Raw genomic sequence first — 25365 nt, 5'->3', positions numbered from 1 at the left:
GATCCGTATGCTGCCCCAACCCCGCGCCAATATGCCGGGGCGCCGGCAAGCGCTCGGAAAACTTCAGCGGACACGCCATCTGCGCCTGGCTCGTGCCATCGCCCCGAGGCACTTGCGTCACCACTTCCCGCGCCTGCAATTGCGGATGCCCCACCGCCTCGTCCAGGCTCAACACCGGTTCGACACAGGCATCCACTCCGGCGAACAGCTCGCACAACTGCGCAAAGTCATGTTTTTCGAATTCGGTCTTTAACGCATCCTTGAGTGCCCGCTGCGTTGCCGGATTAGGCGATAGCCCTTGCGCCGCCAAATCCGGTCGGCCCAACGTTTCGCACAACGGCTGCATAAACCCCGGCTCCAGACTTCCGACCGCAAACCAGCGCCCGTCCCGCGAGCGATAGTGATCGTAAAAGCTGCCGCCATTGAGCATCTGGTTTTCCCAACCCGGCGTTTCACCACAAGCCAGGTAGCCGGCGCCGGCCATGGCATTCAGGCTGAACGCGCAATCGGTCATGCTCACATCCAGATGCGTGCCCTGCCCGGTCTGTTGACGGGCAATCACCGCCGCCAGCAAACCAATCACCCCGTGCAGCGAACCACCGGCAACGTCCGCCACCTGCATGCCCAGCGGCAACGGTCCACTGTCAGCGCGGCCCGTGTAACTCGCCAGCCCGGACAGGGCCAGATAGTTGATGTCGTGGCCGGCGCGATCCCTGTATGGCCCGGTCTGGCCATAACCGGTGATCGAGACGTAAATCAGCTTCGGATTGATCGCCTTCAACGCCTCATAACCCAGGCCCAACCGTTCCATCACGCCGGGGCGAAACTGCTCCAGGACGATGTCGTGATCTGCCACCAGTTGCTTGACGATGTCCAGCGCAGCCGGTTGTTTGAGATCCAGCGCCAGGCTGCGCTTGTTGCGATTCAGATAAGCATGACTGGCGGACACGCCGCCATCGTGAGGTGGCAGCACACGAAGCAGATCGGGGCGGGTCGGCGATTCGATGCGCAGCACCTCGGCCCCCATGTCCGCGAGCAACAGTGAGGCGAACGGCCCCGGTAACAGGGTCGAGAAATCCAGGATTTTCAGCGAGGCAAGAGGTCCGGGCATGGGGCGATCTCCTTAAGCGATGGATTCAAGACTAGGCAGAGCCGGCCCGCCCGGCAATCACCGAAAGCGTCAGTCACCGTGACGGTAATGCTCAAATCCCGAGCAACAAAAAACCCGCCGAAGCGGGTTTTTCGTTTTGCAGCGCCGTTTATCTAACGTTGCTAGGGGTTGGGCCTTCAGCCACGCCCAGGTCATCTTCATGACGCTGCTCGACGATGCTGCGACCGCCCGAAGCCAGTTCGGCGTCCAGAGTGTCGGTGTCCAGTTCCTTGACCCACTTGGCCACAACGATGGTGGCCACGGCGTTACCGACCAGGTTGGTCAGCGCACGGGCTTCGGACATGAAGCGGTCGATGCCGAGAATCAGCGCCAGACCGGCAACCGGCAAGTGGCCAACAGCCGACAAAGTGGCGGCCAAAACGATGAAGCCCGAACCGGTCACACCGGCGGCGCCTTTGGAAGACAGCAGCAACACCACCAGCAGGGTGATCTGATGGGAGATGTCCATGTGAGTGTCGGTTGCCTGAGCAATGAACACGGCCGCCATGGTCAGGTAGATCGCCGTACCGTCGAGGTTGAACGAGTAACCGGTCGGGATTACCAGACCCACGACCGACTTCTTCGCGCCCAGACGCTCCATCTTGATCAGCATGCGCGGCAGTACCGACTCCGACGAGGACGTACCCAGTACGATCAGCAGCTCTTCACGGATGTAGCGAATCATCTTCAGAACGCTGAAGCCGTGAGCACGAGCAATACCGCCCAGCACGATCAGGACAAACAGCAGGCAGGTGATGTAGAAGCAGGCCATCAACTGACCCAACTGCACCAGCGAGCCGACACCGTAAGCACCGATGGTGAACGCCATCGCACCGAAGGCACCGATCGGCGCGAGCTTCATGATCATGTTGATGATGTTAAACATCACGTGGGCGAAGCGATCGATGAAGTCCAGGATCGGCTTGCCGTAGGAACCCAGGCGATGCAGGGCGAAACCGAAGATCACCGAGAACATCAGCACTTGCAGGATGTCACCGGTGGCGAACGCGCCGACGATGGTGGTCGGAATCACGTTGAGCAGGAAGCCGACAACGCTCTGGTCAGCACCGGCTGCGACGTAGTTGGCCACCTTGGAGGCGTCCAGCGTGCTCACGTCGATGTGCATGCCGTTGCCCGGTTGCACGATGTTGACCACGATCAGGCCGACCAGCAAGGCAATGGTCGAAACGATTTCGAAGTACAGGAGTGCGTAACCGCCGGTCCTGCCGACCGACTTCATGCTTTGCATGCCAGCGATGCCGCTGACGACGGTGCAGAAAATGATCGGGGCGATGATCATCTTGATCAGCTTGATGAATCCGTCACCCAACGGCTTTACGGCTACACCGAACTGCGGGTAATAGTGGCCGAGCGCAATACCGATGATGATTGCGACGATCACCTGGAAATACAGGGATTTGTACAGTGGCTGACGAGTCGTCATTGCAGAGTTCCTCAAGCGTTTCGCGGTTCAACATCCATCTGTTGCTCACGAAACCTGAATTGCGAACCCTCCTGCACTGGAGGGATTTGTTGTGTCGAGCTGCACCAAGGCAGGCATCTTCCACCCCTATCGCAAACGTCATGCCACTTTAAGTTTTTTCCCTGCAAGCCTTTTGACATCAGGGGTTGCGGGGTTTTTCTTCATGCTCGGTGGCCAGCCGCACTTGGCGGATTTCCGCCAACTCGGCCGACCTCGTGCTGCTATTTGGCGGAAATCCGCCTTGTTGGCGGTTGCCGGTCGCGGCTACCATCCGCCGCCAGAGGAAGGATTGATGCTTATGCGCGAACGCACCATCGCCAGTCACTTCGCCCGTGCAGCCCTCGGCGGCGCGCGACGCTTGGGTTACGACCCGTCGGCCCTGCTGCAACAATTGGGCATCAGCGATGAACTGCTCGAAGAGCCTCGCGCCCGGATCACGCCTGAGCAGTTCACCCAACTGATCCAGGGCTTATGGCAGGCGCTGGACGACGAGTACCTGGGATTCGGCAACGCGGCGAGCAAACCCGGCAGCTTCGCCATGATGTGCCACGCCATCATTCACTGCCGCAGCCTGGAAAAGGCACTCAACCGCGGCTTGTTGTTTTACAGCCTATTCCCCGAAGCCCCACGCCTGAGCCTCAGCCGCGAAGACGAATGGGTGCGTTTGAGCCTGGACGATTCACGGTTATGGGATCCGGATCACTTCCTCACCGAAAGCCTGCTGGTGATCTGGCACCGCCTCGGCAGTTGGTTGATCGGCCAGCGCATCCGCCTGGAACAAGCGACCTTCAGCTACTCGCGCCCCGATCACGGCGCGGAATACGACCTGCTGTTCCCCTGCCCGCTCGAATTTTCCACGTCACAAAGCAGCCTGTTGTTCCACAGCCGCTACCTGAACATGCCGCTGCTGCAAGACGACCGCACCCTCAAACACTTCCTCGAACGCTCCCCCGCCGACCTGCTCTCACGTCCCGACGACGGCGACAGCCTTAGCAGCCGCCTGCGCCGCCTGCTCAGCCGCGACAGTGACCGCTGGCCGGACCTGGAAGCCGTCGCCGCGCATCTACACATCAGCCCGCAAACTCTGCGTCGGCACCTGCGCGAAGAAGGCACCAGTTTCCAGGAGTTGAAAGATCAATTGCGGCGGGATATCGCCATCTACCACCTGGGACGGGCAGATCTGTCGTTGCAACAGATTGCCGAACAGCTGGGGTTCTCGGAACCGTCGGCGTTTCATCGGGCGTTTAAGAAATGGACGGGGGTGACACCAGGGGCCTATCGGGCTCAAGAGCTCTAGGAGCCTACAAAAACTCAATCTCAAGGCATTCATCGCTCCTACAAGGGCCAAGCGAAACCGGAGGGAATTGATTTTCATCAAGCCGCTGGAAAATAAATCCGAAACACAGCCCCGCCCATCAGCGAATCCCCCAACGCCAACCGCGCCCCATAACTCTCAATAATGTCCTTGACCACCGCCAACCCGATCCCCTGCCCGGGATGCTGACGATCCAGCCTTTCCCCCCGCTCAAGAATCCGTACCCGCTGATCCAGCGGCACACCCGGCCCGTCATCCTCAATACACAACTCAATCCCCCCCAGACTTTCACGCACACTCACCCGCACTTCCCCCAGGCACAGCCGATAAGCGTTCTCCAGCAAGTTGCCCATCATCTCCAACAAGGCACCTTGCTCAATCGGCACGTAACACGGCTGCGGCAAATCAAAAGCCACCCGCACGCCCTTGTCGCGATAAACCTTGTCCAGCGTGTCGCACAGACTTTGAAGCACCGGCTGCAAGCGAACCTGATGCCGCACCAGCCCACTCTTGCGCAAACTGGCACGCTGCAATTGATAGCCAATCTGCTGACTCATCCGTTCAATCTGCGTCTGCAGCACCCAGGCCTGATCGAGATCCTCTGGCCGCTGCGCCATGTCTTCGCTGACCCCTTGCAACACTGCCAGCGGCGTTTTCAGACTGTGTGCCAGATCGTCCAGAGAATCGCGATATCGAGTGCGTTGCTGGCGTTCGCTTTGCAGCAAACGGTTGAGCGAGCCGGTCAGGCGCAGCAGTTCACGCGGGTGCTGTTCACTGAGGCTTTCGCGGGAGCCACTTTCGATTTCGTCCAGCTCCTGGCTGAGCCGGCGCAAGGCTTTCAGGCCCCAGGTCAAACCGAACCACAGCAGCGCCAACAGCACGAGCAACGCCGCGCCGAAGCCCAGATAGAGGTTCTCGCGCAGTCCATCAAGGGTGACTTCATACTCGCGCACCGGTTGCAGCGCGACGACGCTGAACGCCGCGCTCTTGCCGCCGAGCAGTTTGATTTCAACGTCGTAGACGAAAAACTCTTGCCCGTTGGCTTCGCGAATACGCGCGAATTCATTGCCACGCCCGTCGTAACGCGGCGTGTAATTGATCTTCTCTTCCTGCGTTGCTTTCGAGCGCCAGACCAGCCGCCCGTCACGGTCGTAGATGTAACCGAGCAGGCGAAAGTCAGTGAGGTTGAAACGCTCGTCCGGTAACTGCGTGGGCATTACCAGGCGATTGTTTTCGATGCGCGCGGCAGAAATCAGCGTGGTGGCGTCCGAGGCCAGGCGCTGCTCGATCGACTCCTGCAATGCCAGGCTGAACGCGCCCTGCATCGCCGGCAACAGCGCGAGCATGAACAGCACCGCCAACGTGGTGGCGGCGAGCATCAAGCGAACGCGCAGGGAACGGATCAAGTGCAGCGCTCATTGAACAGATAACCGAGGCCGCGCACGGTGTCGATCGGCTTGAACCCGGCCGGACCTTCGAGCTTGCGACGCAGGCGGCCGACCAGCACTTCGATCACGTTCGGATCGCGCTCGTCGTCGTCCGGGTACAGCTGTTCCATCAAGCGATCCTTGGGTACCACTTGCTGGTGATGACGCATCAGGTATTCGAGGATGCGGTATTCGTAGGCGGTCAACGCCAACGGCAGTTCATCAAGGGACGCCTGTTTACGATTCAGATCCAGCAACAGCGGACCGGCAACAATCGTCGATTGAGTGAAACCGCTGGAGCGGCGCAGCAAGGCATTGAGTCGCGCCTCCAGCTCTTCGAACTGGAACGGTTTGACCACGTAATCGTCGGCACCGGCGGCCAGGCCTTCGACCTTGTCCTGCCAGTTGCCGCGCGCGGTGAGGATCAGGATCGGGAACGTCTTGCCGCTGGAGCGCAACTGGCGGATCAGGTCGAGCCCGCCCATACCCGGCAAGCCGAGGTCGACAACCGCCAGGTCAAAGTTGAACTGCGCGGTCTGGTACAACGCCTCTTCGGCGTTGGCCACGGACTCGACCACATGGCCGCTTTCCGTAAGGCGGGTTTTCAGGTGATGGCGCAACAGCGCTTCATCTTCGACGACCAACAGTTTCATGAGGCTCTCCCGGGCAAAACAAATTCTCCTGACACGCATTTGTAGGAGCGAGCCTGCTCGCGAAGGCGGCGGCACAGTCAACAGTGATGTTGTCTGGGGCATCGCTTCGCGAGCAGGCTCGCGCCTACAGGGTCTTCACTCAACTGGCTTAGAAAGCATAGTTGGCCGACACGTACGTCTGGGCGCTGCTGGTCAAATCCAGCGAGCCCTGTTTGCTGCCTCCGCTTTCGCTCATTTCAGTGCTCGCGTTGCTGCGAAGGTAACGGTAACCGAGTTCCACCGACGCGTTTTGCGCCACTTGCTGCAACACGCCGAACTGACCACCGACGGCATAACCGATGTCGCTGTCGCGGCTGAAGCCTGGCGAGTCCTGAGTCAGTTTGGTCAGACCGGCCGTGGCGCCGCCGAACAACTTTGTACTGCCACCCACCGGGTAAAACAGATCGTAGCTGCCCAGCAGGTTTTCCTGGCGCAGTTTAATGCCATTGTGCGAGCCGGACACATTGTCATACGTGGCGTAGTAGCGGCCCTGGCTGTTTTGCTGACCGAGGCGCACGCCCCAAGTGTTGTCCTTGCCGATCACACCGTCGGCGTCCGGGTGGCCGAGGTTGTCGTTCAGCGCGTTGGATTTTTTCACCTTGTCGCTGGTCTGGCCAAAAGTCAGGCTGGCGAAGTTGCTGGTGGTGTCGGCGTGGGCCGCGATGCTTGCGCTCATCATGGTGAAAGCCAGCAGCAGTTTGTTCAATCGGGTCATGGGTTGTTCCTCTTGCTCAGTGCTGTTTGGGTATGGCGCAAGATTACGGAGCCGCCCCTGTACCGCCCCTGAACACTCTCTGAACCTGAGCTGAATCAAATCGGCTAGGCTGTTTTGATCACTCACTGTCAGGAGACCCCACCATGCGCATGTTCCTCGCCCTCGCCCTGCTCGCCGTGAGCAGCCTCAGCCAGGCTGCCATCCAGACCCAGGAAATCCCTTACGAAAGCGCCGACGGCAGCAAGCTGATCGGCTATTACGCCTTTGACGACGCGATCAAAGGCCCGCGCCCGGGAATTGTCGTGGTGCATGAGTGGTGGGGACTGAACGACTACGCCAAACGCCGCGCGCGGGATCTCGCCGGGCTCGGCTACAGCGCACTGGCCATCGACATGTACGGCGAAGGCAAGAACACCGAGCACCCGAAAGATGCGATGGCGTTCATGCAGGCCGCCACGAAGGATGCAGACGCGGCGAGTAAACGCTTTCAGGCCGGGCTCGACCTGCTGAAGAAACAGCCGCAGACCGATCCGCAAAAAATCGCGGCCATCGGTTACTGCTTCGGCGGTGCCGTGGTGCTGAACGCTGCACGTCAGGGCGTGCCACTGGCCGGCGTGGTGAGTTTCCATGGCGCGCTGGCGACCCAGACACCGGCCACGCCGGGTAGCGTTAAAGCGAAAATCCTCGTCGAGCATGGGGCGCTGGACAGCATGGTCACGGCCGACAATGTCACGGCGTTCAAGTCCGAAATGGACAAGGCCGGCGCCGACTATAAGTTCGTCAGCCTCGACGGCGCCAAGCACGGCTTCAGCAATCCGGATGCCGATCGCCTGAGCCATGGCGAGCACGGTGGGCCGGACATCGGCTACAACAAGGCAGCGGATGAAAAGTCCTGGGCGGACATGCAGGCATTCCTGAAAAAAATCTTCAGCTAAGCGAATTGCCCCGTGTAGGCGCTGCCGCAGGCTGCGGCGGCGCTGTACGGGGTTGCTTCGCCTCTGGGCCAACCGGCAAAATGCTCGCCATGAATTCAAGCCCCACCCTGCCCGCCTGTTGTTCCCCGCTCGATGCCCATTGGCCGCTGCCGACGGTGTTGCCGAACACGGTTTTTCTGGGCACTCATTTTGATCCCTCGCAATTGCTGGGCGATGATTTCCAGCGCAGCGCCGTCGAGGTGCCGCCGAGCATTCAACGCTCGGTGGCCAAACGACAGGCCGAGTTTCTCGCCGGGCGGATTTGCGCCCGGGCGGCGCTACAGCAACTGGACGGTCATGGCCTGATTCCGGCCATCGGCGAAGATCGCGCACCGGTGTGGCCGGCGCATATTTGCGGCTCGATCACCCACAGCACCGGCCGAGCGGCGGCCATCGTCGCCCATAAACAGCATTGGCGCGGCCTCGGCATGGATCTCGAAAACCTGCTCAACGCCGAACGTGCCGAACGCCTGGCCGGGGAAATCCTCATTCCGGCGGAAATGCAGCGCATGGCAGCGGGCTCCCGGGATTTGTTGGCGCTGTGCGTGACGTTGACCTTTTCGGTAAAAGAAAGCCTGTTCAAGGCGCTGTACCCGATCGTGCAGAAACGCTTCTACTTCGAACATGCCGAAGTGTTGCAGTGGACTGAACAAGGTGAGGTGCGTTTGCGCTTGCTGACGGATTTGTCGACCGAGTGGTGCCACGGCACCGAACTGCAGGCTCAGTTCGGCGTGAAGGATGCGCAGTTGTTGAGTCTGGTCAGCATTCCAGCCTGAAAGATCTATCTCCCGTCAGGGCCCCATCGCTGGCAAGCCAGCTCCCACAGTGATCCGTGGCGCACATAAAACCTGGGCTGTACACAAACCCTGTGGGAGCTGGCTTGCCAGCGATGAGGCCGGTAAAGCCGAGACACATCTCACCTGCGTTCCTGATGCCTCGGCCAGCTCAGACTAAAACACGCCCCGCCCAGGCTCTTGCTCTTGCCGATGATTGCCCGACCGTCATGCCAGTGGATGATCCGCCGCACAATCGACAACCCCAATCCATGCCCACCCGACGCCCGGGTGCGGCTGTCATCGAGGCGCAAAAACGGTGTGAAGATTTTCTCCCACGCGGTTTCCGGCACGCCCGGCCCGTCGTCCTCGACATCGACCCGGCAACGTAATTGCCCGACCTGGTAGCTCACCGTTACCTTCGAACGCGCATGGCGCATGGCGTTGCCCACCAGGTTCTGCAAGGCCCGATGCAGGTAACGCGGCTCGGCCTCGACCCAGGCATCATCACAATCAGCCGCTGACAGGCACAAACCACGCTGCACCGTGACTTCGGCGCGCAGTGGCGCCAACTCAGCGATCACCTGATTGACCAAGGCATCGAGGTCGATGCGCTGGAACGTCAACGCCGGTGAACCCTGCTCCAGTCGCGCGTACGTGAGCATTTCGTCGACCAGTTTGTCGAGATCCTCGATGTCGTGATCCATGCCCTCGCGGTACTTCTCCAAAGCTTGCGGGGTGGTGGCTGAGCCGATCATTTCCAGACCGAAACGCAGGCGCGCCACTGGTGTGCGCAGCTCGTGGGACACGGCGCGTACGAGTTCACGCTGAATCGCCAGCAATTGTTGCAAATGCTCGGCCATGCCGTTGAACGCCGCCGCCAGCCGCCCCACCGAGTCGGCGCCGCGCGCCGGCACGCGGGTTTCCAGGCTGCCCTTGGCGATGCGCGTGGCGGCGGCTTCGAGCCCGCGCAAACGCCGCTCCAGCTGCCGCACCAGCAAATAAACGATCAGGCCGATCAGGCTCAGGCCCAACGCTGCAATCAGCACCAGCCACTGCGGCGGATACGGGTTCATCTGGTACAGCGGCCCGATTTCCAGTACCCACGGCGTGCCGACCATGCCGGCGAACACGCGGATCGAATCGCCGCCCTTGCCCAGCGCCATCACCGTGTCGCCCTCGGCCACGCGCCGGCTCTGGTCTTCGTCCATGTCGGCGTCTTCGACCTTGATCAGACGCAAGTCGAAGCCAAAACCCTTTTCTTCCTTTATCTGCGCAAGACGTTTGGGTTGATCGATAACCGGCACCCGTACCAACTCGTCGGCAAGCAAATAGATAGTCGCACGGGCCAGTTGCTCGCTGATCTGCTGAACCTCCCCCGTCAGGACGAGTTGTTCCTTGTCGCTGACCAGTCGATAGACCTTGGCCGCGTGCGGGCCGGTCTGTTCGACCAATGCCTGCCCGCGCAGTACGCGGGTGCGCTGGCCGAGGTCAAGGCCGGTGTCGGTGAATGTCTTGAGCGCCAGCGGAATCCCCAGCAATCGCTCCCACACCAGCAGCGCACGACGCCGTTCGGTGGCGTTCATCGGCTGCAAGTTGTCGGCCATCAGCGAAAACGTGCCGTGGGCCAGCCGCTCGCGGTATTGCTCGCCGCGCACCTGGTTGAGCAGGTTCAGCGCCAGCACGCCGAGCACCGCGACCAGAATCAGCGCGGCGCACATGCCGCCGTAGATGCGCAGGAAGATTGAATTCACAGGGTCAGGTCTGCGCAGGCTTCAGGGACGAACAGATAGCCTTTGCTGCGGATGGTCTTGATCAGTCGCGGATGATCCGGGTCGTCGCCGATCTTCGGGCGGATGCGCGAGATGCGCACGTCGATGGAGCGATCCTGACCGTCGTAGCCGATGCCGCGCAGTGCGGTGAAGATTTCTTCGCGGGACAGGATGCGCCCGGCATTGGCTACCAGCAGCCACAGCAGATCGAATTCGGCGCTGGTCAGCTCGATACCGTTATCGTTCAGCCATGCCTCGCGCAAGGCATTGTCGACCACCAGCGGGCCGAATTGCAGTCGGCGGCATTTTTCCGCGATCGGCTCCGGCGTATCGCTGCGGCGCAGCAAGGCCTGGATGCGCGCCAGCAACAGCCGTGGGCGCACCGGTTTGCACACGTAATCGTCAGCGCCCAGATCCAGGCCCTGAATCTGGTCGGCGTCGTCGGTGCGTGCCGTGAGCATCAGGATCGGCCCGTCATAGTGATCGCGCACTTTGCGGCAGATGCTCAAGCCGTCTTCGCCGGGAAGCATCAGGTCGAGAATCACCAGATCCGGCTGCTCCTTGATGATCCGTGCCGCCGCCAGCGCGCCGTTGCCTTCGATGTTTACGTTCAGTCCATTGGCTTGCAGATAATCGCGAGTCAGCTCGGCCAGACGCTGGTCGTCCTCGACAATCAATACCTGCCAGGCTTCTTGCTCCACGGTGAACCTCTGTCTTGTCATTGTTATTAATGTGGGATCGCCCATCACGCCACGTGCGCATGGGCCGATTGTATAAACGGCGCACAGCCAGAAAACAAGTCGGCAAATGCGTTCGGACGTGGCGGTTTTCTGTGGTAGGGTTCGCGCCCTTAAAATTCCCGACGGCTGTTTTCAGCCCTCGAAAACCAGTGAAAAATCACGCGATCCAGCAGGGTCGCGGCCTACACGGCCGTTCCACCTTTCACGCACAATTTACGCACAGGTTTATCCACAAGCAGTACGTTGCAACACGCTACAAAACGCACTATCTTGTAGCCCGGCAACAAAAAGAACCCTACATGTAGGGTTTCTTGTTAAAAGCCCACCATATTTCCGACCTGAAACTCAAGTGCTTTATTGCCTGTTTGCGGTTGAACCAGCGTTGTTTTTCAAAGCCCAAACCGCACTGGCGGATGGCACCGTTTTTTCTGGCCCGAGCGGTCGTAACGGTACGGGTGTTGCAGTCATTTCTGTCACCCGAAAGGAATGCGGCTGCGAACTCAGGTTCGCGGCCAAAAACTTCGGCATGGATGCGGCGTCATTAGCCTTTTTCCTACTGTTCGAAGTGGTTATGCCGACATCTTGTCGGTTGTAGTGCTTCAGAACAGAACGGCGGGCACCCTCGTGGTGCCAAACAAACATAGAGAATGCGGAGACAATCCCCCATGCAAACCGACACAACTCGCGAGAACCCGCAGGGTACCTTGCCGCAGGCCGCCGATTCGACTTCGGATCTGTCCGCCACCGCGCCGGGTCAACTGCGCGTGATCAAGCGTAATGGCACTGTCGTTCCTTACACCGATGACAAGATCACCGTCGCTATCACCAAAGCGTTCCTCGCAGTTGAGGGCGGCAATGCTGCCGCTTCGTCGCGAATCCACGACACCGTTGCCCGCCTGACCGAACAAGTCACCGCAACCTTCAAGCGTCGCATGCCTTCGGGCGGCACCATCCACATCGAAGAGATCCAGGATCAGGTCGAACTGGCCCTGATGCGTGCCGGCGAGCAGAAAGTGGCGCGCGACTATGTGATCTACCGTGACGCCCGTTCCAAGGAGCGCGCCGTTCGCAGCACCGACGAGCCAGTGCAAGCGCACCCGTCGATCCGCATCACCCGCGCCGACGGCAGCCTCGCGCCGCTCGACATGGGCCGCCTGAACACCATCGTCACCGAGGCCTGCGAAGGTCTGGAAGAAGTCGATGGCGACCTGATCCAGCGCGAAACCCTGAAAAACCTGTACGACGGCGTGGCCCTGACCGACGTCAACACCGCCCTGGTGATGACCGCCCGTACTCTGGTTGAACGCGAGCCGAACTACTCGTTCGTGACCGCCCGCCTGCTGATGGACACCTTGCGTGCCGAAGGCCTGGGCTTCCTGGGCGTGGCCGACAGCGCCACTCACCACGAAATGGTCGACCTGTACGCCAAGGCACTGCCGGCCTACATCGCCAAAGGTATCGAGTTCGAGCTGCTGAACCCTGTGCTGGCCACCTTCGACCTGGAAAAACTGGGCAAGGCGATCAACCACGAGCGCGATCAGCAATTCACCTACCTGGGCCTGCAAACCCTGTACGACCGTTACTTCATCCACAAGGATGGCGTGCGTTTCGAACTGCCGCAGATCTTCTTCATGCGCGTGGCCATGGGCCTGGCGATCGAAGAGAAGCAGAAAGAAGACCGTGCGATCGAGTTCTACAACCTGCTGTCGTCCTTCGACTACATGTCGTCGACGCCGACCCTGTTCAACGCCGGTACTCTGCGTCCTCAGCTGTCCAGCTGCTACCTGACCACCGTGCCGGATGACCTGTCGGGCATTTACCACGCGATCCACGACAACGCCATGTTGTCGAAATTCGCCGGTGGCCTGGGCAACGACTGGACGCCGGTGCGTGCGCTGGGTTCGTACATCAAGGGCACCAACGGCAAGTCCCAGGGCGTCGTGCCGTTCCTGAAAGTGGTGAACGACACCGCCGTCGCCGTCAACCAGGGTGGCAAGCGCAAAGGCGCGGTCTGCGCTTACCTGGAAACCTGGCACATGGACATCGAGGAGTTCATCGAGCTGCGCAAGAACACCGGTGATGACCGTCGTCGTACCCACGACATGAACACCGCCAACTGGATCCCTGACCTGTTCATGAAGCGCGTCTTCGATGACGGCAAATGGACCCTGTTCTCGCCGTCCGAAGTTCCGGATCTGCACGACCTGACCGGCAAGGCCTTCGAAGAGCGCTACGAGTACTACGAAGCCCTGACCGAGTATCCGGGCAAGGTCAAGCTGTTCAAGACCATCCAGGCCAAAGACCTGTGGCGCAAAATGCTGTCGATGCTCTTCGAAACCGGCCACCCGTGGCTGACCTTCAAAGACCCGTGCAACCTGCGCAGCCCGCAGCAGCACGTCGGCGTGGTTCACAGTTCGAACCTGTGCACCGAGATCACCTTGAACACCAACAAGGACGAAATCGCTGTCTGCAACCTGGGCTCGATCAACCTGCCGAACCACATCGTCAACGGCAAGCTCGACACCGCCAAGCTGGAACGCACCGTCAACACCGCCGTACGCATGCTCGATAACGTTATCGACATCAACTACTACTCGGTGCCACAGGCGCAGAATTCCAACTTCAAGCACCGTCCGGTCGGTCTGGGCATCATGGGCTTCCAGGATGCGCTGTACCTGCAGCACATTCCTTACGGTTCGGATGCTGCGGTCGAGTTCGCCGACAAGTCGATGGAAGCGGTCAGCTACTACGCCATCCAGGCGTCCTGCGACCTGGCCGACGAGCGCGGCGCCTACGAGACATTCCAGGGTTCGCTGTGGTCCAAAGGCATCCTGCCGCTGGATTCGCAACAGATCCTGATCGAAGCTCGTGGCCAGAAGTACATCGATGTCGACCTGAACGAAACCCTCGACTGGGCACCGGTTCGCGCCCGTGTACAGAAAGGCATTCGTAACTCCAACATCATGGCCATCGCACCGACCGCGACCATCGCCAACATTACCGGCGTGTCGCAGTCGATCGAACCGACCTACCAGAACCTGTATGTGAAGTCGAACCTGTCGGGCGAATTCACCGTGATCAACCCGTACCTGGTTCGCGACCTCAAGGCTCGCGGTCTGTGGGACTCGGTCATGATCAACGACCTGAAGTACTACGACGGTTCGGTTCAGCAGATCGAGCGCATCCCGCAAGAACTCAAAGAGCTCTACGCGACCGCGTTCGAAGTGGACACCAAGTGGATCGTTGACGCCGCCAGCCGTCGTCAGAAGTGGATCGACCAGGCTCAGTCGCTGAACCTGTACATCGCCGGCGCCTCGGGCAAGAAACTCGACGTGACCTACCGCATGGCCTGGTACCGTGGCCTGAAAACCACCTACTACCTCCGTGCACTGGCCGCGACCAGCACCGAGAAGTCGACCATCAGCACCGGCAAGCTGAACGCTGTTTCCAGCGGCGGCAACCATGGCGACGATTCGGTACTGGCTGCTCCGGCAGGTCCGGCACCTGTGCCAAAAGCCTGTGCAATCGACGAGCCGGATTGCGAAGCTTGCCAATAAGCTGAGCGCATTCAGGCGCTGCAAAACGCCTGAATGAACCCCCCCCGACAGACCTCTGGTGTGTCGGGGGTTTTCTTTTGGGTGAAGGAAAGTGCCGGCTCGTTACTGCGAAGGAACGCAGAGCATCCCGGGCGGCATTCCCACGCAGAGCGTGGGAATGATCTTTGCGCAACAGTCAGGTCGCCTTCAAGCCGCGGCACCCGAAGCAACGGATATACACCCAAAAAACCAAAAAAAACCCCTCAAAAAGAGGGGTTCCGATTCAAACCAAACCCGACATCAAGTCATCTGGATAATGGTCTGCATAATCGTGCTCTGCGTCGAAATGGTCTTGGCGTTCGCCTGATAGTTGCTCTGCGCCTTGATCAAATCCACCAGCTCATTCGTCAGGTTAACGTTCGACTCCTCCAGCGAGTTCGACACGATCGAACCCAGCGTACCGGTCTTCGGCGCATCAACACCGGCCACACCCGACGAGAACGTCTCCTTCCAGCCAGTACCGCCGATAGGCTGCAACCCTTGCTCGTTGGCAAAACTGGCCACCGCAACCTGACCGATCGCTTTGGTCTGCTGGTTACTGAAGTTGGCCGTCATGACACCGCTGGCATCAATGGTCAGGCTCGAAATCTGGCCAGTCGCGTAACCGTCCTGGTATTGCGCAGTCCGCGCGGTCGGCGAGGCGTACGAAGTGGTCAGCGACATGTTGAAAGCGATGCCATTACCGTTCGCCACGGAACCGTTCGGTGCCCAGGTGACCGGCGTGGTGTTTGCATCGGTGACTGCTCCGGGAACCCAGCCAGTCATGGTCAGGGTGTTACCGGTCTGCGTCCAGCCAGCACCCGCCGTCAGCGTGTTGATGGTGCCGTCAGAGTTGAAGGAAATGTCGGCCGTCAGCGGCGTCAAGGTGTTATTGGCCGGATCGGACGGCGTACGGCCATCCATGTAGGTGTAGACACGCCAGTCATTGGTACCCGTTTTCACGTAGTACTGATCCATGGTGTGCTCGTTGCCCTGGCTATCGTAGACCTTGGTGGAGATGGTCTTGTTGTAGCTGTTTGTGTCGGTCGGGGTGAACGGCGTCACGGTCGGCACGGTTTCCGACGAGTTCAAGTTCATCGTCTGGTCGACTTTCGACGTTGGGTTCGGCTTCAGCGCCGAAGTGTCGATCTTAAGGTCGGTCAAGACGCCGTTGATGATCTTGCCGTTGGCATCGACACCGAAACCTTGCAGGCGGTTGCCGTTGTTGTCGACGACGTAGTTTTCAGCGTCAGTCTTAAACGCACCGGCACGGGTGTAGCTCAAGGAACCGTTGTCGCTGAGGATGAAGAAACCGTTGCCCTGGATACCCATGTCGAGCACATTGCCGGTGTTGTTCACGTCGCCCTGGGAAAACTGCTGGGACACGTTGGCCAGGCGCACGCCGTTACCGACAGTCTTGCTGCCGGTACCCAGGCGGGTGGCCGAGTACACGTCTTCGAATTCCGCACGGGACGATTTGAAGCCGGTGGTCGCCACGTTGGCGATGTTGTTGCCGGTCACGTCCAATTGCTTGTTGGCAGCATAGAGACCGCTAAGGCCGATATTGAAAGACATATTCCACTCCTTTGTGCCGGTTAGTCGGCTCTATATACCAATGGTTTGAACTTCGGACAGGGCAACGCTGCCCAGGCCTGCCAGGTTCAACATCAATTCACCGCCAGTCTGGCTGATGGTGACGCTGTTGACGGTCGCCGGCAGGTAGGTGACAAGCGAAGTCGCCTGGCCGTCGTAAGTTGCGTTGGCGGCAAAGTTGTAAGTGCCATTCGCCACGGTTTCGCCTGCGTCGTTCTTGCCGTCCCAGATGAAATCGGCTTGACCGGCGTTTTGCGTGCCCATGTCGATGGTGCGCACGGCTTTGCCTTCCGAATCGGTGATCTTGAGCGTGACCGCCGCCGATGACGGCACCACGACCAGACCGTTGAAACTTTTGCTGCTGTCGACCACGGCCTTGTTGGTCTGCGCGATGACCGAACGGCCCACCAGCGACGAGGCTTGCAGCGCTTGCGACGAGTTGTAGTTGCCGGCGATGCCAGTAACGGTGTCGTTCAGCGTGGTGATGCCTTCCAGGCTGCTGAACTGCGCCAACTGGGCGACGAACTCGCTGTTGTCCTGCGGATCGAGCGGGTTCTGGTTCTTCAGCTGGGTGACCAGCAATTGCAGAAACGCATCTTTGCCCAAGGCCTGATTGCCCGTGGCGCTGCCGGCGGCCGATGCCAGTCCGTCCTTGGTGGTGTTGGTCTTGACGGATGAATTGGCCAAGATGTCGTTCATGCTCAAACCGCTGGTGGAATCGGTAACGCTCATGGCAGTCGCCCCTTATTACTGACCGAGGGTCAGCACCTTCTGCATCATGGTCTTGGCGGTGTTCATCATTTCGGCGTTGGTCTGGAACGAACGGCTCGCGGAGATCATGTCGGCCATCTCTTCCACCACGTTGACGTTCGGGTAGTAGACGTAACCCTTGGCGTCGGCTGCCGGATGGTTCGGTTCATAGCGCGCTTCGAGGTTGCTTTGGTCTTCGACCACGCCCATGACTTGCACGCCTTGACCGGCGGCGTCCTGGCTCTGGAACAGCGAGTCGCTGCCGCCGCTCTGGCCGCCCTGGAACATGGTGGCGAATACCGGATGGCGCGCGCGGTAAGTCTGGTCGATGCTCGACGAAACGGTTTCGGCGTTAGCGATGTTCGAAGCCACGGTGTTCAGGCGCGTGGTTTGTGCACTCATGCCGCTACCGGCAATGTTGAAAACACTGGACAGGGACATGGATTACTCTCCGCGCAGGGCTGACACCAGCCCTTTGAATTTGCTGTTGAGCAGGGTGAAGCTGGCCTGGAAGCCGACCGCGTTTTCCGCGTAGCTCGACTGTTCCAGTTGGGCGTCCACGGTGTTCTGGTCGATCGAAGGCTGCATCGGCGTGCGATACATCAGCGACTCGTCGCCATTGCCCAGCCCTTCAGCTTCGATGTGACGGCTGTTGGTCATGTTCAGGGCAAAGTGGCCGCCGGTTTTGGTTTTCTCGGTCTGTGCTTCAAGCACTTTGGAGAACTCAAGATCCCGCGCCTTATAGTTCGGGGTATCGGCGTTGGCGATGTTGTTGGCCAGCACTTCGGCGCGCTGGGCGCGGAAGCCCAATGCCTTTTCGTGAATGCCGAGCGCTTTATCGAAGCTGATGCTCATGTCGGGAACCTTCAGGTGACCGGATTTTTCGTAACTGAGCTTTAGCAAGCCCCGTGCCAATTCGAAAAAGCCCGGAAACCGGGGCTTTGCGGCCGACGGCAACGCGGCAATGCCAGAAAAGCGGCAACCGGTTTCCGCCAGATGCCGCTTTTCTGCCGCTTCACCCTCCTCCCGTGGACACCTCATGGATCAACAATCAGGCATAAAAAAACGGGAGGCCCTGAGGACTCCCGTTTTTTTTTGTACTGCGATCAAACCATTACTTTGCCTGGTAAATGATTCCCGGGCTGCACTGCACCATCTGGTAATGATCCGGCAAACCGTTCAACGCTTCCGAGGCGCCAAGGAACAGATAGCCCCCCGGCTTCAACGTGCTATGGATGCGCAGCAGGATGTCTTTCTTCACTTCGGCAGAAAAGTAGATCAACACGTTGCGGCAAAACACGATGTCGAACTTGCCCAGGCTCGCGTAACTGTCGAGCAGGTTGAACGAGCGGAACTCCACGCGGCTCTTGATCGGCGCCTTGACTGCCCAGCGTCCCGGCCCTTTCGGGTCGAAATAACGTTGCAGGCGATCGGGCGACAAACCGCGGCCGATCGCCAGGCTGTCGTACTCGCCGGTTTTGCAGTTATTGAGCATCAGGCCGGACAGATCGGTGGCAACGATCTGCGCCCCCATTTTCAACTGGCCGAGATTGCTACGTTCGAACTCGTCGATCGACATCGACAGCGAGTACGGTTCCTGCCCCGACGAACAGGCCGCCGACCAGATCCGCAGACGCTGGTTGGGGCTGGCCTTGATCGCTTCGGGCAACACTTTGTTCTTGAGTACCTCGAACGGATAGGTATCACGAAACCACAGGGTTTCGTTGGTCGTCATGGCATCGACCACCTGTTCACGCAAACCACTGCGCGGCTGGGTCTGGATGCGCTGCACCAGCTCACCCAACGACTTGATACCCTGCTGCTCCATCAACTTGTTGAGGCGGCTCGAGACCAGGTACTGCTTGTTTTCACCCAGCAAGATGCCACAGGCTTTTTCCAGGAAGACCCGGAACTGTTCAAAATCCAAATTACCCGTAGACAATGCTGCCGCCTCTTAAATCGTGTTGATCACCAGGGACAAAACGCCCCTAGCTGATATCTGCTGCTTTGATCCGGTCGACTACCCGGGATGCCAGGTCATCAGGACGGAATTTGGCCAGGAAGTCATCGGCGCCGACTTTCTTGACCATCGCCTGGTTGAAAACACCGGACAACGAAGTATGCAGGATGATATGAAGCTTTTGCATGCGCGGGTCGTTGCGGATCGCCGCCGTCAGGGTGTACCCGTCCATTTCCGGCATCTCGATGTCGGAAATCATCATCAGGAACTCTTCTTCCGGCTTTTTGCCTTCGTCGACCAGTTTGCGCAGGTATTCCAGCGCTTGCCGACCGTCGTTCAATGCCACCACTTCGACGCCAACGGTTTGTAGACAACGCGTGACCTGCTTACGTGCCACGGACGAGTCATCGACCGTCAGTACGCGCAACGACAGCGCCTTGGTCTGCGTCTCGACGTCGACCACGCCCACCGAAATCGCTTCCGGTGTCGGCGCGACTTCCGCCAGCACTTTCTCGACGTCGATGATTTCGACTAACTGATTGTCCACCCGGGTCACAGCGGTCAAGTAATGATCGCGCCCCGTGCCCTTGGGCGGTGGATGAATCTCTTCCCAGTTCATGTTGACGATACGTTCCACCGAGCGCACCAGGAAACCCTGGGTCTTGGTGTTGTATTCCGTGATGATCACGAACGGGTTTTTCTTCTCTTTCAAAGCGCCGGAGCCGGTCGCCATTGCCAGATCAAGGATCGGAATGGTCGCCCCCCGGATATTTGCCACCCCGCACACGACAGGACTGGACTTGGGCATCACCGTCAAGGAAGGGCACTGCAGCACCTCCCGCACCTTGAACACGTTGATCCCGTAGAGCTGCTGGCCGTCGAGACGGAACAACAACAGCTCCAGGCGATTCTGCCCCACCAGTTGCGTGCGCTGGTTCACCGAATCCATTACACCAGCCATGCCAAGACTCCTACATCAACGCCAAGTGTGTTGCGACGCACATTCTGAAAAAAACGGCACGGCGCTTGCTATTTAACCCGTATGAACGCTCAAACGACATTTTCCCGACGCCTGACACCCCGTTTCCGCAGATGGTTTTGCGCGGTGCTCGCCGTTTGCCTTTTTAACGCTGGCAGCCCTGCCCTTGCCGACGCGGTTACCTTGCCTGACATGCTTATCGGCGTGACTCAGGGCTTTCTTGAATTCACCGTAGAAGACTATCTCGCCACCAGTCAAACCGAAGGTCGCTACGAAATCGAGGTCAACCAGCTCGATCCACGCATGCACATGCCCATGTGCGACAAGGAATTGACAGCTTCTTTGGAGAGCCCGGCACGCCCATTAGGCCGTGTGACCGTCAAGGTTCGCTGTGAAGGCGCTTCCCCATGGACAGTGTTCGTACCCGCTCAAGTCCGCCTGTTTCGCGAGATTGTGACGACCACTCGTCCATTGAAACGCGCCAGCATTATCGAGCCTCAGGACGTGACTCTTCGCGAGCGTGATGTCAGCTCGGTCAATCAAGGCTTTTTGACGTCGGTGGATGAAGCGATCGGGCAAAAATTGACCCGACCAACGGTCGCCGATCAAGTCATCACGCTGGTGCATCTCGAACAGGCCGAAGTCGTGCGCAAAGGCGACCAGGTCGTCATCACAGCCCGCAGCGGCTCAATGGCCGTGCGCATGCCCGGCGAGGCGCTGTCCAACGGTGGTTTGAAAGAACAGATTCGTGTGAAGAACCTCAACTCCCGACGGGTCATCAAGGCGCAAGTCATCGCGCCGGGCCAGGTGGAAGTGGCTATGTAGAAAACTGGCGCCGACCACGGCTGTTCCCTAAACTGTGCCCCAATCAGGGCAAGCGCTGACGCGCGCAGGTTCTTTGAAAAAAGCGCCTAAAGTTTTATTGGGTATGGCCGAAAACATGGCAAGCGTCCAAATACTCAGAGGTTTTCATCATGGTCATCGATTTCAACCGTTTGAACAGTTCCTCGACACTTACGGGCACAACGCGTACCAGCGCCGCCAAGGAAACCGCCGAAACCGGCACCTCCGCGCCGCTGACTACCCCGGCCGAACAGGCCAGTAACGTAAAGAGCGGGGAATCGGTACACCTCAGCAATGAGGCTCAACAGTTGCAGAAGGTCACTGACAAGCTGCGCGATCAACCTGTCGTCAACAACGCCCGTGTGGCCGAGTTGAAAGCAGCGATTGCCGATGGCAGCTATAAAGTCGACAGCAACCGTGTAGCCAGCAAACTGCTCAACTTCGAAGCCCAGCGCTAAGGCTTTCGCCGGCGCAGGCTTTTGGACGCTTAAAACCCAAGGCCAGCCATGCACGACACTAATTTATTGCAACTGATCACCGACGACTTTGCTCCAGCTCAACAATTGCTGGAGTTATTGCAAACCGAGTCCCTCGCCTTGCACGGCCGCGACATGCCGTTGCTGGAAGAAATTCTGGCGCGCAAGCAGGCGCTGATCATTCTGCTTGAACAGCATGGCCGCAAACGCAGCGAAATCCTCGCCAGCCTCAACCTGCCGACCAATCGTCAGGGCCTTGAGCAACTGGCTAGCGCATCGTGCATCGGCGAGCAACTGCTCGCCGAGAGTGACGTGCTCAACCATCTCATTGCCCAATGCCAGGCGGCCAACGTCGGCAACGGTCAATCGATTCTTGTGCAGCAAGCCGCCACAGCCAATCAGCTGAAGATCCTGACCGGCGGCGAACCACCGCAGCTTTACGACGCCAGCGGCACCTTTTCCAAACTGGCGAAACCGCGCGCGCTCAGCCAGGCATGAGCCGTTCGACGTTTAAATCCTATGAACACGGGAAACATGCTGGCAAAATACTGGCCAGCCGTAGTCAAATTTTGTCTGGAGATTGATAAAACGTGTCCAATGCCCTCAGCGCGGAAGATGCTCCGCAGCCACCAAAGGTGCTTACCACGCCCCTGGAGATCTCCAGCAACCTGCGCCAGCTACAAGACAGCCATGATCCGCTGATCATCACGTTTCACGAGCGCAGCCAACGCTTTCAGAGCTACCTGATCAAGGTCGACCGGGAAACCAACTCGATTGCCCTGGACGAAATGATCCCCCGCGATGGCGAGCGTTTTTTGAGCGCTGGCGAGCCGTTCAAGGTTGAAGGTTTCCACGATGGCGTACGCATCGCCTGGGAAAGCAACGGCACGCTCAATATCGAAGAATCCGATGGCGACCGCTTCTACACCGGTGAGCTGCCGAGCGAAGTGGTCTATCACCAGCGCCGCAACGCTTTTCGCGCCGCACTGAAACTGGCCGACCTGGTCAGCGTCGAACTGGGTGGCGAGAAGCTCAAGGCACCGATTGCCGGCAAGCTGCTGGATATTTCCGCCACCGGCTGCAAATTGCGCTTCGAAGGCGACATCACTGAGCGCCTGCAACTGGGCCAGGTCTACGATCGCATGATCGCCGCCCCACTATTCGGCAATCAGTCGGCTTCGGTCGAACTGCGCTACCTGCACTTCGAAGAAAAACTCAACATCACCTTCGCCGGCCTGCGCTTTCACAACATCAGTGGCCAGGCGGCGCGCAATGTCGAGCGCTTCGTTTATCAGCTGCAACGCGAAGCACGGCGCTTCGACAAAGACGATCTCTGATCGATTTGTCCTGACGGCGATGCAAAAAAGGGCAGTCCCTTGCGGTGACTGCCCTTTTTTCATGCCTGCTTTTTAAGGCTTGAGCTCGTCGTTGTCCGGCTCGGAAGTTTCTGCAGCGGCTGGGGTCGCGGCTTCGGCGCTGGTAGACAGTTCGGATTCCGGTTCGGGTTCCGGGTCTGTCTCCGGCACCGGGTTTTGCATTTGCTCCTGCACCACCTGCTCGTCGACCCGAGGGTCAAGCGCCGCCACCAGCGGCGAACTGGCCGCCGGCATTGCGATGTGATGCAGTGGCGCATCGTCGACCTGGTGCAGATTGGTCACGGCTTTCGGACGGATCCGCCACACCAGCACCAACGCAAAAAAACTGAAAAACGCATACAGACTCTGGCTGCCGAACAATTTCATCAGCACACCCGCCGCCAGCGGCCCGATGCTCGCGCCCACGCCATAGGTCACCAGCAGCATCGCCGTCAGCGACACCCGTCGATCTCCCTCGACGTGGTCGTTGGAAAACGCCACCGCCAGCGGATACAGGCAGAACTGCACCAGCGAACAGAAGAAACCGGCGATAAACAATACTTCCAGCGGCACACTCGGCATGATCGCCAGCGGCAACGCCGCAACAGCGAGAAACCCCGCGAAGCAGCGGATCAGCAGCGCCCGGTCATAGCGGTCGGACAGCCAGCCCAATGGCCATTGCACCAGCAGTCCGGCAAAAATGCAGCTACCCATGAACAGACCGACCTGTTCGGTGGACAGCCCTTGCTGCGAGGCATACAGCGGCGCCAGACCGTAAAACGAGCCAATGATCAGCCCTGCGCCGAGCACCGTACTCAACGACTGCGGCACTCGCTTGATAAAGAAGCGCGGTTCCATTGGCGCGGGATGCAAGGGCGCCGGGTGAATCCGTCGAGTCAGCGTCACCGGCACCAGGCACAGGGCGAAACACAGGGCGACCAACATCAGCAATTCCGGGCCAAGACTGGGGTGCATGACCAGAATCAACTGACCGAGCACCAGCCCCAGATAGGAGGCGATCATGTAGCCGCTGAACACGATCCCGCGTTGTTTGGCCTCGGCCTGTTCGTTCAGCCAGCTCTCGATGACCATGTATTGGCACATCATGCCCAGACCGACAATCGTCCTTAGCACCAGCCACGCCGGCAGCCAGTCCACCAGACCATGGCCGAGCACCGCCGCACCGACGATCCCCGCACATGCGGAATACGCGCGGATATGCCCGACCCGGGCAATCAGGCGATGGCCGATCTTGCCGCCCAGTACCAGACCGAAATAGTTGGCCGCCATCAACGCACCGACCCACAGTCCGTCGACGTTATCCGCCGCCAGACGCAAGGCCAGGTAGGTGCTTAACAGGCCCGAGCCGATCAACATCATCAGCGAGGAAAAATACAGCGCTCGAAAGGGTTTCCAGATTTGGCGCATCGGCGTTCCGAGCGGCTCCTTGCAGTAAGTACCGGACTATCAAAACGATAGCCCGGCGGCGGCGATACGTCAGGCCTGGGCTGCTAGAACTCGGCGTTCCCAGGGCGTGATCTCATTAAAGAAACTGGTCAATTCCAGGGTCTTCGAAGCGATGTAACCTTCGATGAACTCGTCGCTGAACAGTTCCTTCGCCAATTGGCTGCGTTTCAGACGTTCGAGCGCGGCATGCAAGGTACATGGCAGCGAAAGATTATCCGGCACGTCGAACTCACCCTGAATGGCGGCGCTCGGTTCCAGTTCGTGCTCGATGCCATACAAACCGGCCGCCAGGCTGGCGGCAATCGCCAGATACGGATTGGCGTCAGCGCCCGGCAAACGGTTCTCGACCCGACGAGCGACCGGCGAACTGGCCGGAATGCGCAGGCCGGCGGAGCGATTGTCGTGGGACCAGCAAGCGTTGTTCGGCGACGCAAACGGATGGCACAGACGTTGATAGGAGTTCACGTTCGGCGCAAACAGCGCGGTGAAATCGGCCATGCCTGCCTGCTGTCCGCCGATGAAGTGGCGGAACATTGCGGTCGGCTCGCCGCGCTCATCGCTAAACACGTTCTGGCCGCTGTCGATGTCGACGATGCTCTGGTGAATATGCATCGAACTGCCCGGCGTGTGCGCCAGCGGTTTGGCCATGCAGACCACGGTCAAACCGTGCTTGAGCGCGACTTCCTTGAGCAGGTGCTTGAACAGGAACGTCTGGTCGGCCAGCAACAGCGGATCACCGTGCAGCAGGTTGATCTCGAACTGGCTGACGCCCATTTCGTGCATAAAGGTATCGCGTGGCAACCCCAGCGCAGCCATGCATTTATAGACTTCGCTGAAGAACGGGCGCAGGCCGTTGTTGGAGCTGACGCTGAACGCCGAGGCGCCGTCTTCGCGGCGACCGTCCAGGCCCACCGGCGGCTGGAAGGGTTGAGTCGGATCGGTGTTCGGGGCAAACACGAAGAATTCGAGTTCAGTCGCCACCACTGGCGCCAGGCCGCGCGCAGCGTAACGGGCGATCACAGCCTTGAGCTGGCCGCGCGTCGACAGATTGGAGCTTTCGCCGGTCAATTCGTCCGCATCGCAAATGGCGAGGGCCCGTGGCTCATCGCTCCAGGGCAATGCATGGATCTGCGCAGGATCGGCCACCAGTGCCAGATCGCCGTCCTCGCTGCCGTAAAATCTGGCTGGCGGATAACCGCCCATGATGCATTGCAGCAGCACTCCCCGAGCCAACTGCAAACGCCGGCCTTCGAGGAAGCCCTCGGCGGTCATTACCTTGCCCCGTGGCACGCCGTTCAAATCCGGCGTAACACATTCAATCTCATC

General features: G+C 59.5%; 23 protein-coding genes. 8 read left to right on the top strand and 15 right to left on the bottom strand.

The genetic code is table 11. From position 1 onward, the window contains the following. On the bottom strand, positions 1-1111 hold a 1111-nt coding region (locus tag GIW69_RS02715; RefSeq protein ID WP_236480593.1), incomplete at its 3' end, for a CaiB/BaiF CoA transferase family protein. A 148-nt stretch (positions 1112-1259) separates the two neighbouring features. After that, on the bottom strand, positions 1260-2594 hold the full coding sequence (locus GIW69_RS02710; protein ID WP_236480592.1) for a dicarboxylate/amino acid:cation symporter: 1335 nt from the start codon (positions 2592-2594) through the stop codon (positions 1260-1262). A 337-nt stretch (positions 2595-2931) separates the two neighbouring features. Between GIW69_RS02710 and GIW69_RS02705 the strand changes: the two genes are divergently transcribed. After that, positions 2932-3930 carry an AraC family transcriptional regulator gene (locus GIW69_RS02705; protein ID WP_236480591.1) on the top strand — a complete coding sequence of 333 codons (999 nt, stop codon included), beginning with the start codon at positions 2932-2934 and terminating at the stop codon, positions 3928-3930. A gap of 77 nt (positions 3931-4007) precedes the next feature. On the opposite strand, the gene GIW69_RS02700 is transcribed toward GIW69_RS02705, so the two are convergent. From GIW69_RS02700 to GIW69_RS02690, 3 genes are all read right to left on the bottom strand, one after another. Next, positions 4008-5354 (bottom strand): ATP-binding protein, encoded by a 1347-nt coding sequence (locus GIW69_RS02700; RefSeq protein ID WP_236480590.1) that lies wholly within the window; start codon positions 5352-5354, stop codon positions 4008-4010. Continuing rightward, on the bottom strand, positions 5351-6028 hold the full coding sequence (locus GIW69_RS02695; protein WP_236480589.1) for a response regulator transcription factor: 678 nt from the start codon (positions 6026-6028) through the stop codon (positions 5351-5353). Before GIW69_RS02695 ends, GIW69_RS02700 begins: the two co-directional genes overlap by 4 nt. A 148-nt stretch (positions 6029-6176) precedes the next feature. Then, a complete protein-coding gene (locus GIW69_RS02690; protein ID WP_236480588.1) occupies positions 6177-6782 on the bottom strand; it encodes a porin family protein in 606 nt (201 codons plus the stop codon). A gap of 143 nt (positions 6783-6925) precedes the next feature. Between GIW69_RS02690 and GIW69_RS02685 the strand changes: the two genes are divergently transcribed. Both GIW69_RS02685 and GIW69_RS02680 read left to right on the top strand, forming a co-directional pair. Continuing rightward, the gene (locus GIW69_RS02685; protein WP_236480587.1) at positions 6926-7717 is read left to right on the top strand and encodes a dienelactone hydrolase family protein; all 792 of its coding nucleotides are present in this window, start codon (positions 6926-6928) and stop codon (positions 7715-7717) included. An 89-nt stretch (positions 7718-7806) separates the two neighbouring features. Further along, positions 7807-8532: a 4'-phosphopantetheinyl transferase superfamily protein gene (locus GIW69_RS02680; protein ID WP_236480586.1), complete on the top strand. Its 726-nt coding sequence runs from the start codon at positions 7807-7809 to the stop codon at positions 8530-8532. 140 nt (positions 8533-8672) lie between these two features. Here the strand turns inward: GIW69_RS02680 and GIW69_RS02675 are convergent, their stop codons facing one another. Together GIW69_RS02675 and GIW69_RS02670 are read right to left on the bottom strand one after the other, a co-directional pair. Beyond that, positions 8673-10283 carry an ATP-binding protein gene (locus tag GIW69_RS02675; RefSeq protein WP_236480585.1) on the bottom strand — a complete coding sequence of 537 codons (1611 nt, stop codon included), beginning with the start codon at positions 10281-10283 and terminating at the stop codon, positions 8673-8675. After that, entirely contained in the window at positions 10280-11002 is a 723-nt protein-coding gene (locus tag GIW69_RS02670; protein ID WP_236480584.1) for a response regulator, read from the bottom strand. Before GIW69_RS02670 ends, GIW69_RS02675 begins: the two co-directional genes overlap by 4 nt. 704 nt (positions 11003-11706) lie before the next feature. Here GIW69_RS02670 and GIW69_RS02665 point away from each other — a divergent pair. Then, a complete protein-coding gene (locus tag GIW69_RS02665; protein WP_236480583.1) occupies positions 11707-14598 on the top strand; it encodes a ribonucleoside-diphosphate reductase subunit alpha in 2892 nt (963 codons plus the stop codon). Positions 14599-14877: 279 nt separating this feature from the next. Here the strand turns inward: GIW69_RS02665 and flgE are convergent, their stop codons facing one another. The 6 genes from flgE to GIW69_RS02635 all read right to left on the bottom strand — a co-directional run bounded on the left by flgE (position 14878) and on the right by GIW69_RS02635 (position 19880). Further along, positions 14878-16191 (bottom strand): flagellar hook protein FlgE, encoded by a 1314-nt coding sequence (gene flgE, locus GIW69_RS02660; RefSeq protein WP_236480582.1) that lies wholly within the window; start codon positions 16189-16191, stop codon positions 14878-14880. A gap of 30 nt (positions 16192-16221) precedes the next feature. Then, positions 16222-16941, bottom strand: coding sequence for a flagellar hook assembly protein FlgD (flgD, locus tag GIW69_RS02655; RefSeq protein WP_236480581.1), 720 nt, complete (start codon positions 16939-16941; stop codon positions 16222-16224). A gap of 15 nt (positions 16942-16956) precedes the next feature. After that, entirely contained in the window at positions 16957-17400 is a 444-nt protein-coding gene (gene flgC / locus GIW69_RS02650) for a flagellar basal body rod protein FlgC (RefSeq protein ID WP_236480580.1), read from the bottom strand. 3 nt (positions 17401-17403) lie between these two features. Then, positions 17404-17814: a flagellar basal body rod protein FlgB gene (gene flgB, locus GIW69_RS02645; RefSeq protein WP_236480579.1), complete on the bottom strand. Its 411-nt coding sequence runs from the start codon at positions 17812-17814 to the stop codon at positions 17404-17406. A 259-nt stretch (positions 17815-18073) separates the two neighbouring features. Further along, on the bottom strand, positions 18074-18901 hold the full coding sequence (cheR, locus tag GIW69_RS02640) for a protein-glutamate O-methyltransferase CheR (RefSeq protein WP_236480578.1): 828 nt from the start codon (positions 18899-18901) through the stop codon (positions 18074-18076). A 46-nt stretch (positions 18902-18947) separates the two neighbouring features. Further along, the gene (locus tag GIW69_RS02635; protein WP_236480577.1) at positions 18948-19880 is read right to left on the bottom strand and encodes a chemotaxis protein CheV; all 933 of its coding nucleotides are present in this window, start codon (positions 19878-19880) and stop codon (positions 18948-18950) included. 81 nt (positions 19881-19961) lie between these two features. On the opposite strand from GIW69_RS02635, the gene flgA reads away from it, so the two are divergent. The 4 genes from flgA (at position 19962) to GIW69_RS02615 (ending at position 22554) form a co-directional block, all read left to right on the top strand. After that, the gene (gene flgA, locus GIW69_RS02630) at positions 19962-20723 is read left to right on the top strand and encodes a flagellar basal body P-ring formation chaperone FlgA (protein WP_236480576.1); all 762 of its coding nucleotides are present in this window, start codon (positions 19962-19964) and stop codon (positions 20721-20723) included. A 149-nt stretch (positions 20724-20872) separates the two neighbouring features. Beyond that, positions 20873-21199, top strand: a complete 327-nt coding sequence (gene flgM, locus GIW69_RS02625) for a flagellar biosynthesis anti-sigma factor FlgM (protein WP_236480575.1) — start codon at positions 20873-20875, stop codon at positions 21197-21199. Positions 21200-21247: 48 nt separating this feature from the next. Further along, the gene (locus tag GIW69_RS02620; RefSeq protein WP_236480574.1) at positions 21248-21715 is read left to right on the top strand and encodes a flagellar protein FlgN; all 468 of its coding nucleotides are present in this window, start codon (positions 21248-21250) and stop codon (positions 21713-21715) included. A 92-nt stretch (positions 21716-21807) separates the two neighbouring features. Beyond that, entirely contained in the window at positions 21808-22554 is a 747-nt protein-coding gene (locus tag GIW69_RS02615) for a flagellar regulator YcgR PilZN domain-containing protein (protein ID WP_236480573.1), read from the top strand. A 72-nt stretch (positions 22555-22626) separates the two neighbouring features. Here GIW69_RS02615 and GIW69_RS02610 read toward each other — a convergent pair whose 3' ends face one another. Next, complete coding sequence (locus tag GIW69_RS02610; RefSeq protein WP_236480572.1) at positions 22627-24000, bottom strand: MFS transporter; 1374 nt, start codon at positions 23998-24000, stop codon at positions 22627-22629. A gap of 69 nt (positions 24001-24069) precedes the next feature. Then, complete coding sequence (locus GIW69_RS02605; RefSeq protein ID WP_236480600.1) at positions 24070-25311, bottom strand: glutamine synthetase family protein; 1242 nt, start codon at positions 25309-25311, stop codon at positions 24070-24072. Positions 25312-25365 lie beyond the last annotated feature (54 nt).

Origin of the sequence: Pseudomonas syringae (genome assembly GCF_021605415.1) — a bacterium.
Lineage (GTDB): Bacteria > Pseudomonadota > Gammaproteobacteria > Pseudomonadales > Pseudomonadaceae > Aquipseudomonas > Aquipseudomonas syringae_S.
The sequence above is the reverse complement of the archived record's forward strand: the minus strand, read 5'-3'. Positions and strand labels throughout refer to the sequence as shown.

Coding starts and splice junctions, on each gene's coding strand:
- GIW69_RS02610 (WP_236480572.1), bottom strand. CDS start 24,000: ATGCGCCAAATCTGGAAACCCTTTCGAGCGCTGTATTTTTCCTCGCTG.
- GIW69_RS02710 (WP_236480592.1), bottom strand. CDS start 2,594: ATGACGACTCGTCAGCCACTGTACAAATCCCTGTATTTCCAGGTGATC.
- GIW69_RS02695 (WP_236480589.1), bottom strand. CDS start 6,028: ATGAAACTGTTGGTCGTCGAAGATGAAGCGCTGTTGCGCCATCACCTG.
- flgB (WP_236480579.1), bottom strand. CDS start 17,814: ATGAGCATCAGCTTCGATAAAGCGCTCGGCATTCACGAAAAGGCATTG.
- flgE (WP_236480582.1), bottom strand. CDS start 16,191: ATGTCTTTCAATATCGGCCTTAGCGGTCTCTATGCTGCCAACAAGCAA.
- flgM (WP_236480575.1), top strand. CDS start 20,873: ATGGTCATCGATTTCAACCGTTTGAACAGTTCCTCGACACTTACGGGC.
- GIW69_RS02605 (WP_236480600.1), bottom strand. CDS start 25,311: ATGACCGCCGAGGGCTTCCTCGAAGGCCGGCGTTTGCAGTTGGCTCGG.
- flgC (WP_236480580.1), bottom strand. CDS start 17,400: ATGTCCCTGTCCAGTGTTTTCAACATTGCCGGTAGCGGCATGAGTGCA.
- flgD (WP_236480581.1), bottom strand. CDS start 16,941: ATGAGCGTTACCGATTCCACCAGCGGTTTGAGCATGAACGACATCTTG.
- GIW69_RS02685 (WP_236480587.1), top strand. CDS start 6,926: ATGCGCATGTTCCTCGCCCTCGCCCTGCTCGCCGTGAGCAGCCTCAGC.
- GIW69_RS02690 (WP_236480588.1), bottom strand. CDS start 6,782: ATGACCCGATTGAACAAACTGCTGCTGGCTTTCACCATGATGAGCGCA.
- GIW69_RS02635 (WP_236480577.1), bottom strand. CDS start 19,880: ATGGCTGGTGTAATGGATTCGGTGAACCAGCGCACGCAACTGGTGGGG.
- GIW69_RS02705 (WP_236480591.1), top strand. CDS start 2,932: ATGCGCGAACGCACCATCGCCAGTCACTTCGCCCGTGCAGCCCTCGGC.
- GIW69_RS02620 (WP_236480574.1), top strand. CDS start 21,248: ATGCACGACACTAATTTATTGCAACTGATCACCGACGACTTTGCTCCA.
- GIW69_RS02665 (WP_236480583.1), top strand. CDS start 11,707: ATGCAAACCGACACAACTCGCGAGAACCCGCAGGGTACCTTGCCGCAG.
- GIW69_RS02680 (WP_236480586.1), top strand. CDS start 7,807: ATGAATTCAAGCCCCACCCTGCCCGCCTGTTGTTCCCCGCTCGATGCC.
- flgA (WP_236480576.1), top strand. CDS start 19,962: ATGAACGCTCAAACGACATTTTCCCGACGCCTGACACCCCGTTTCCGC.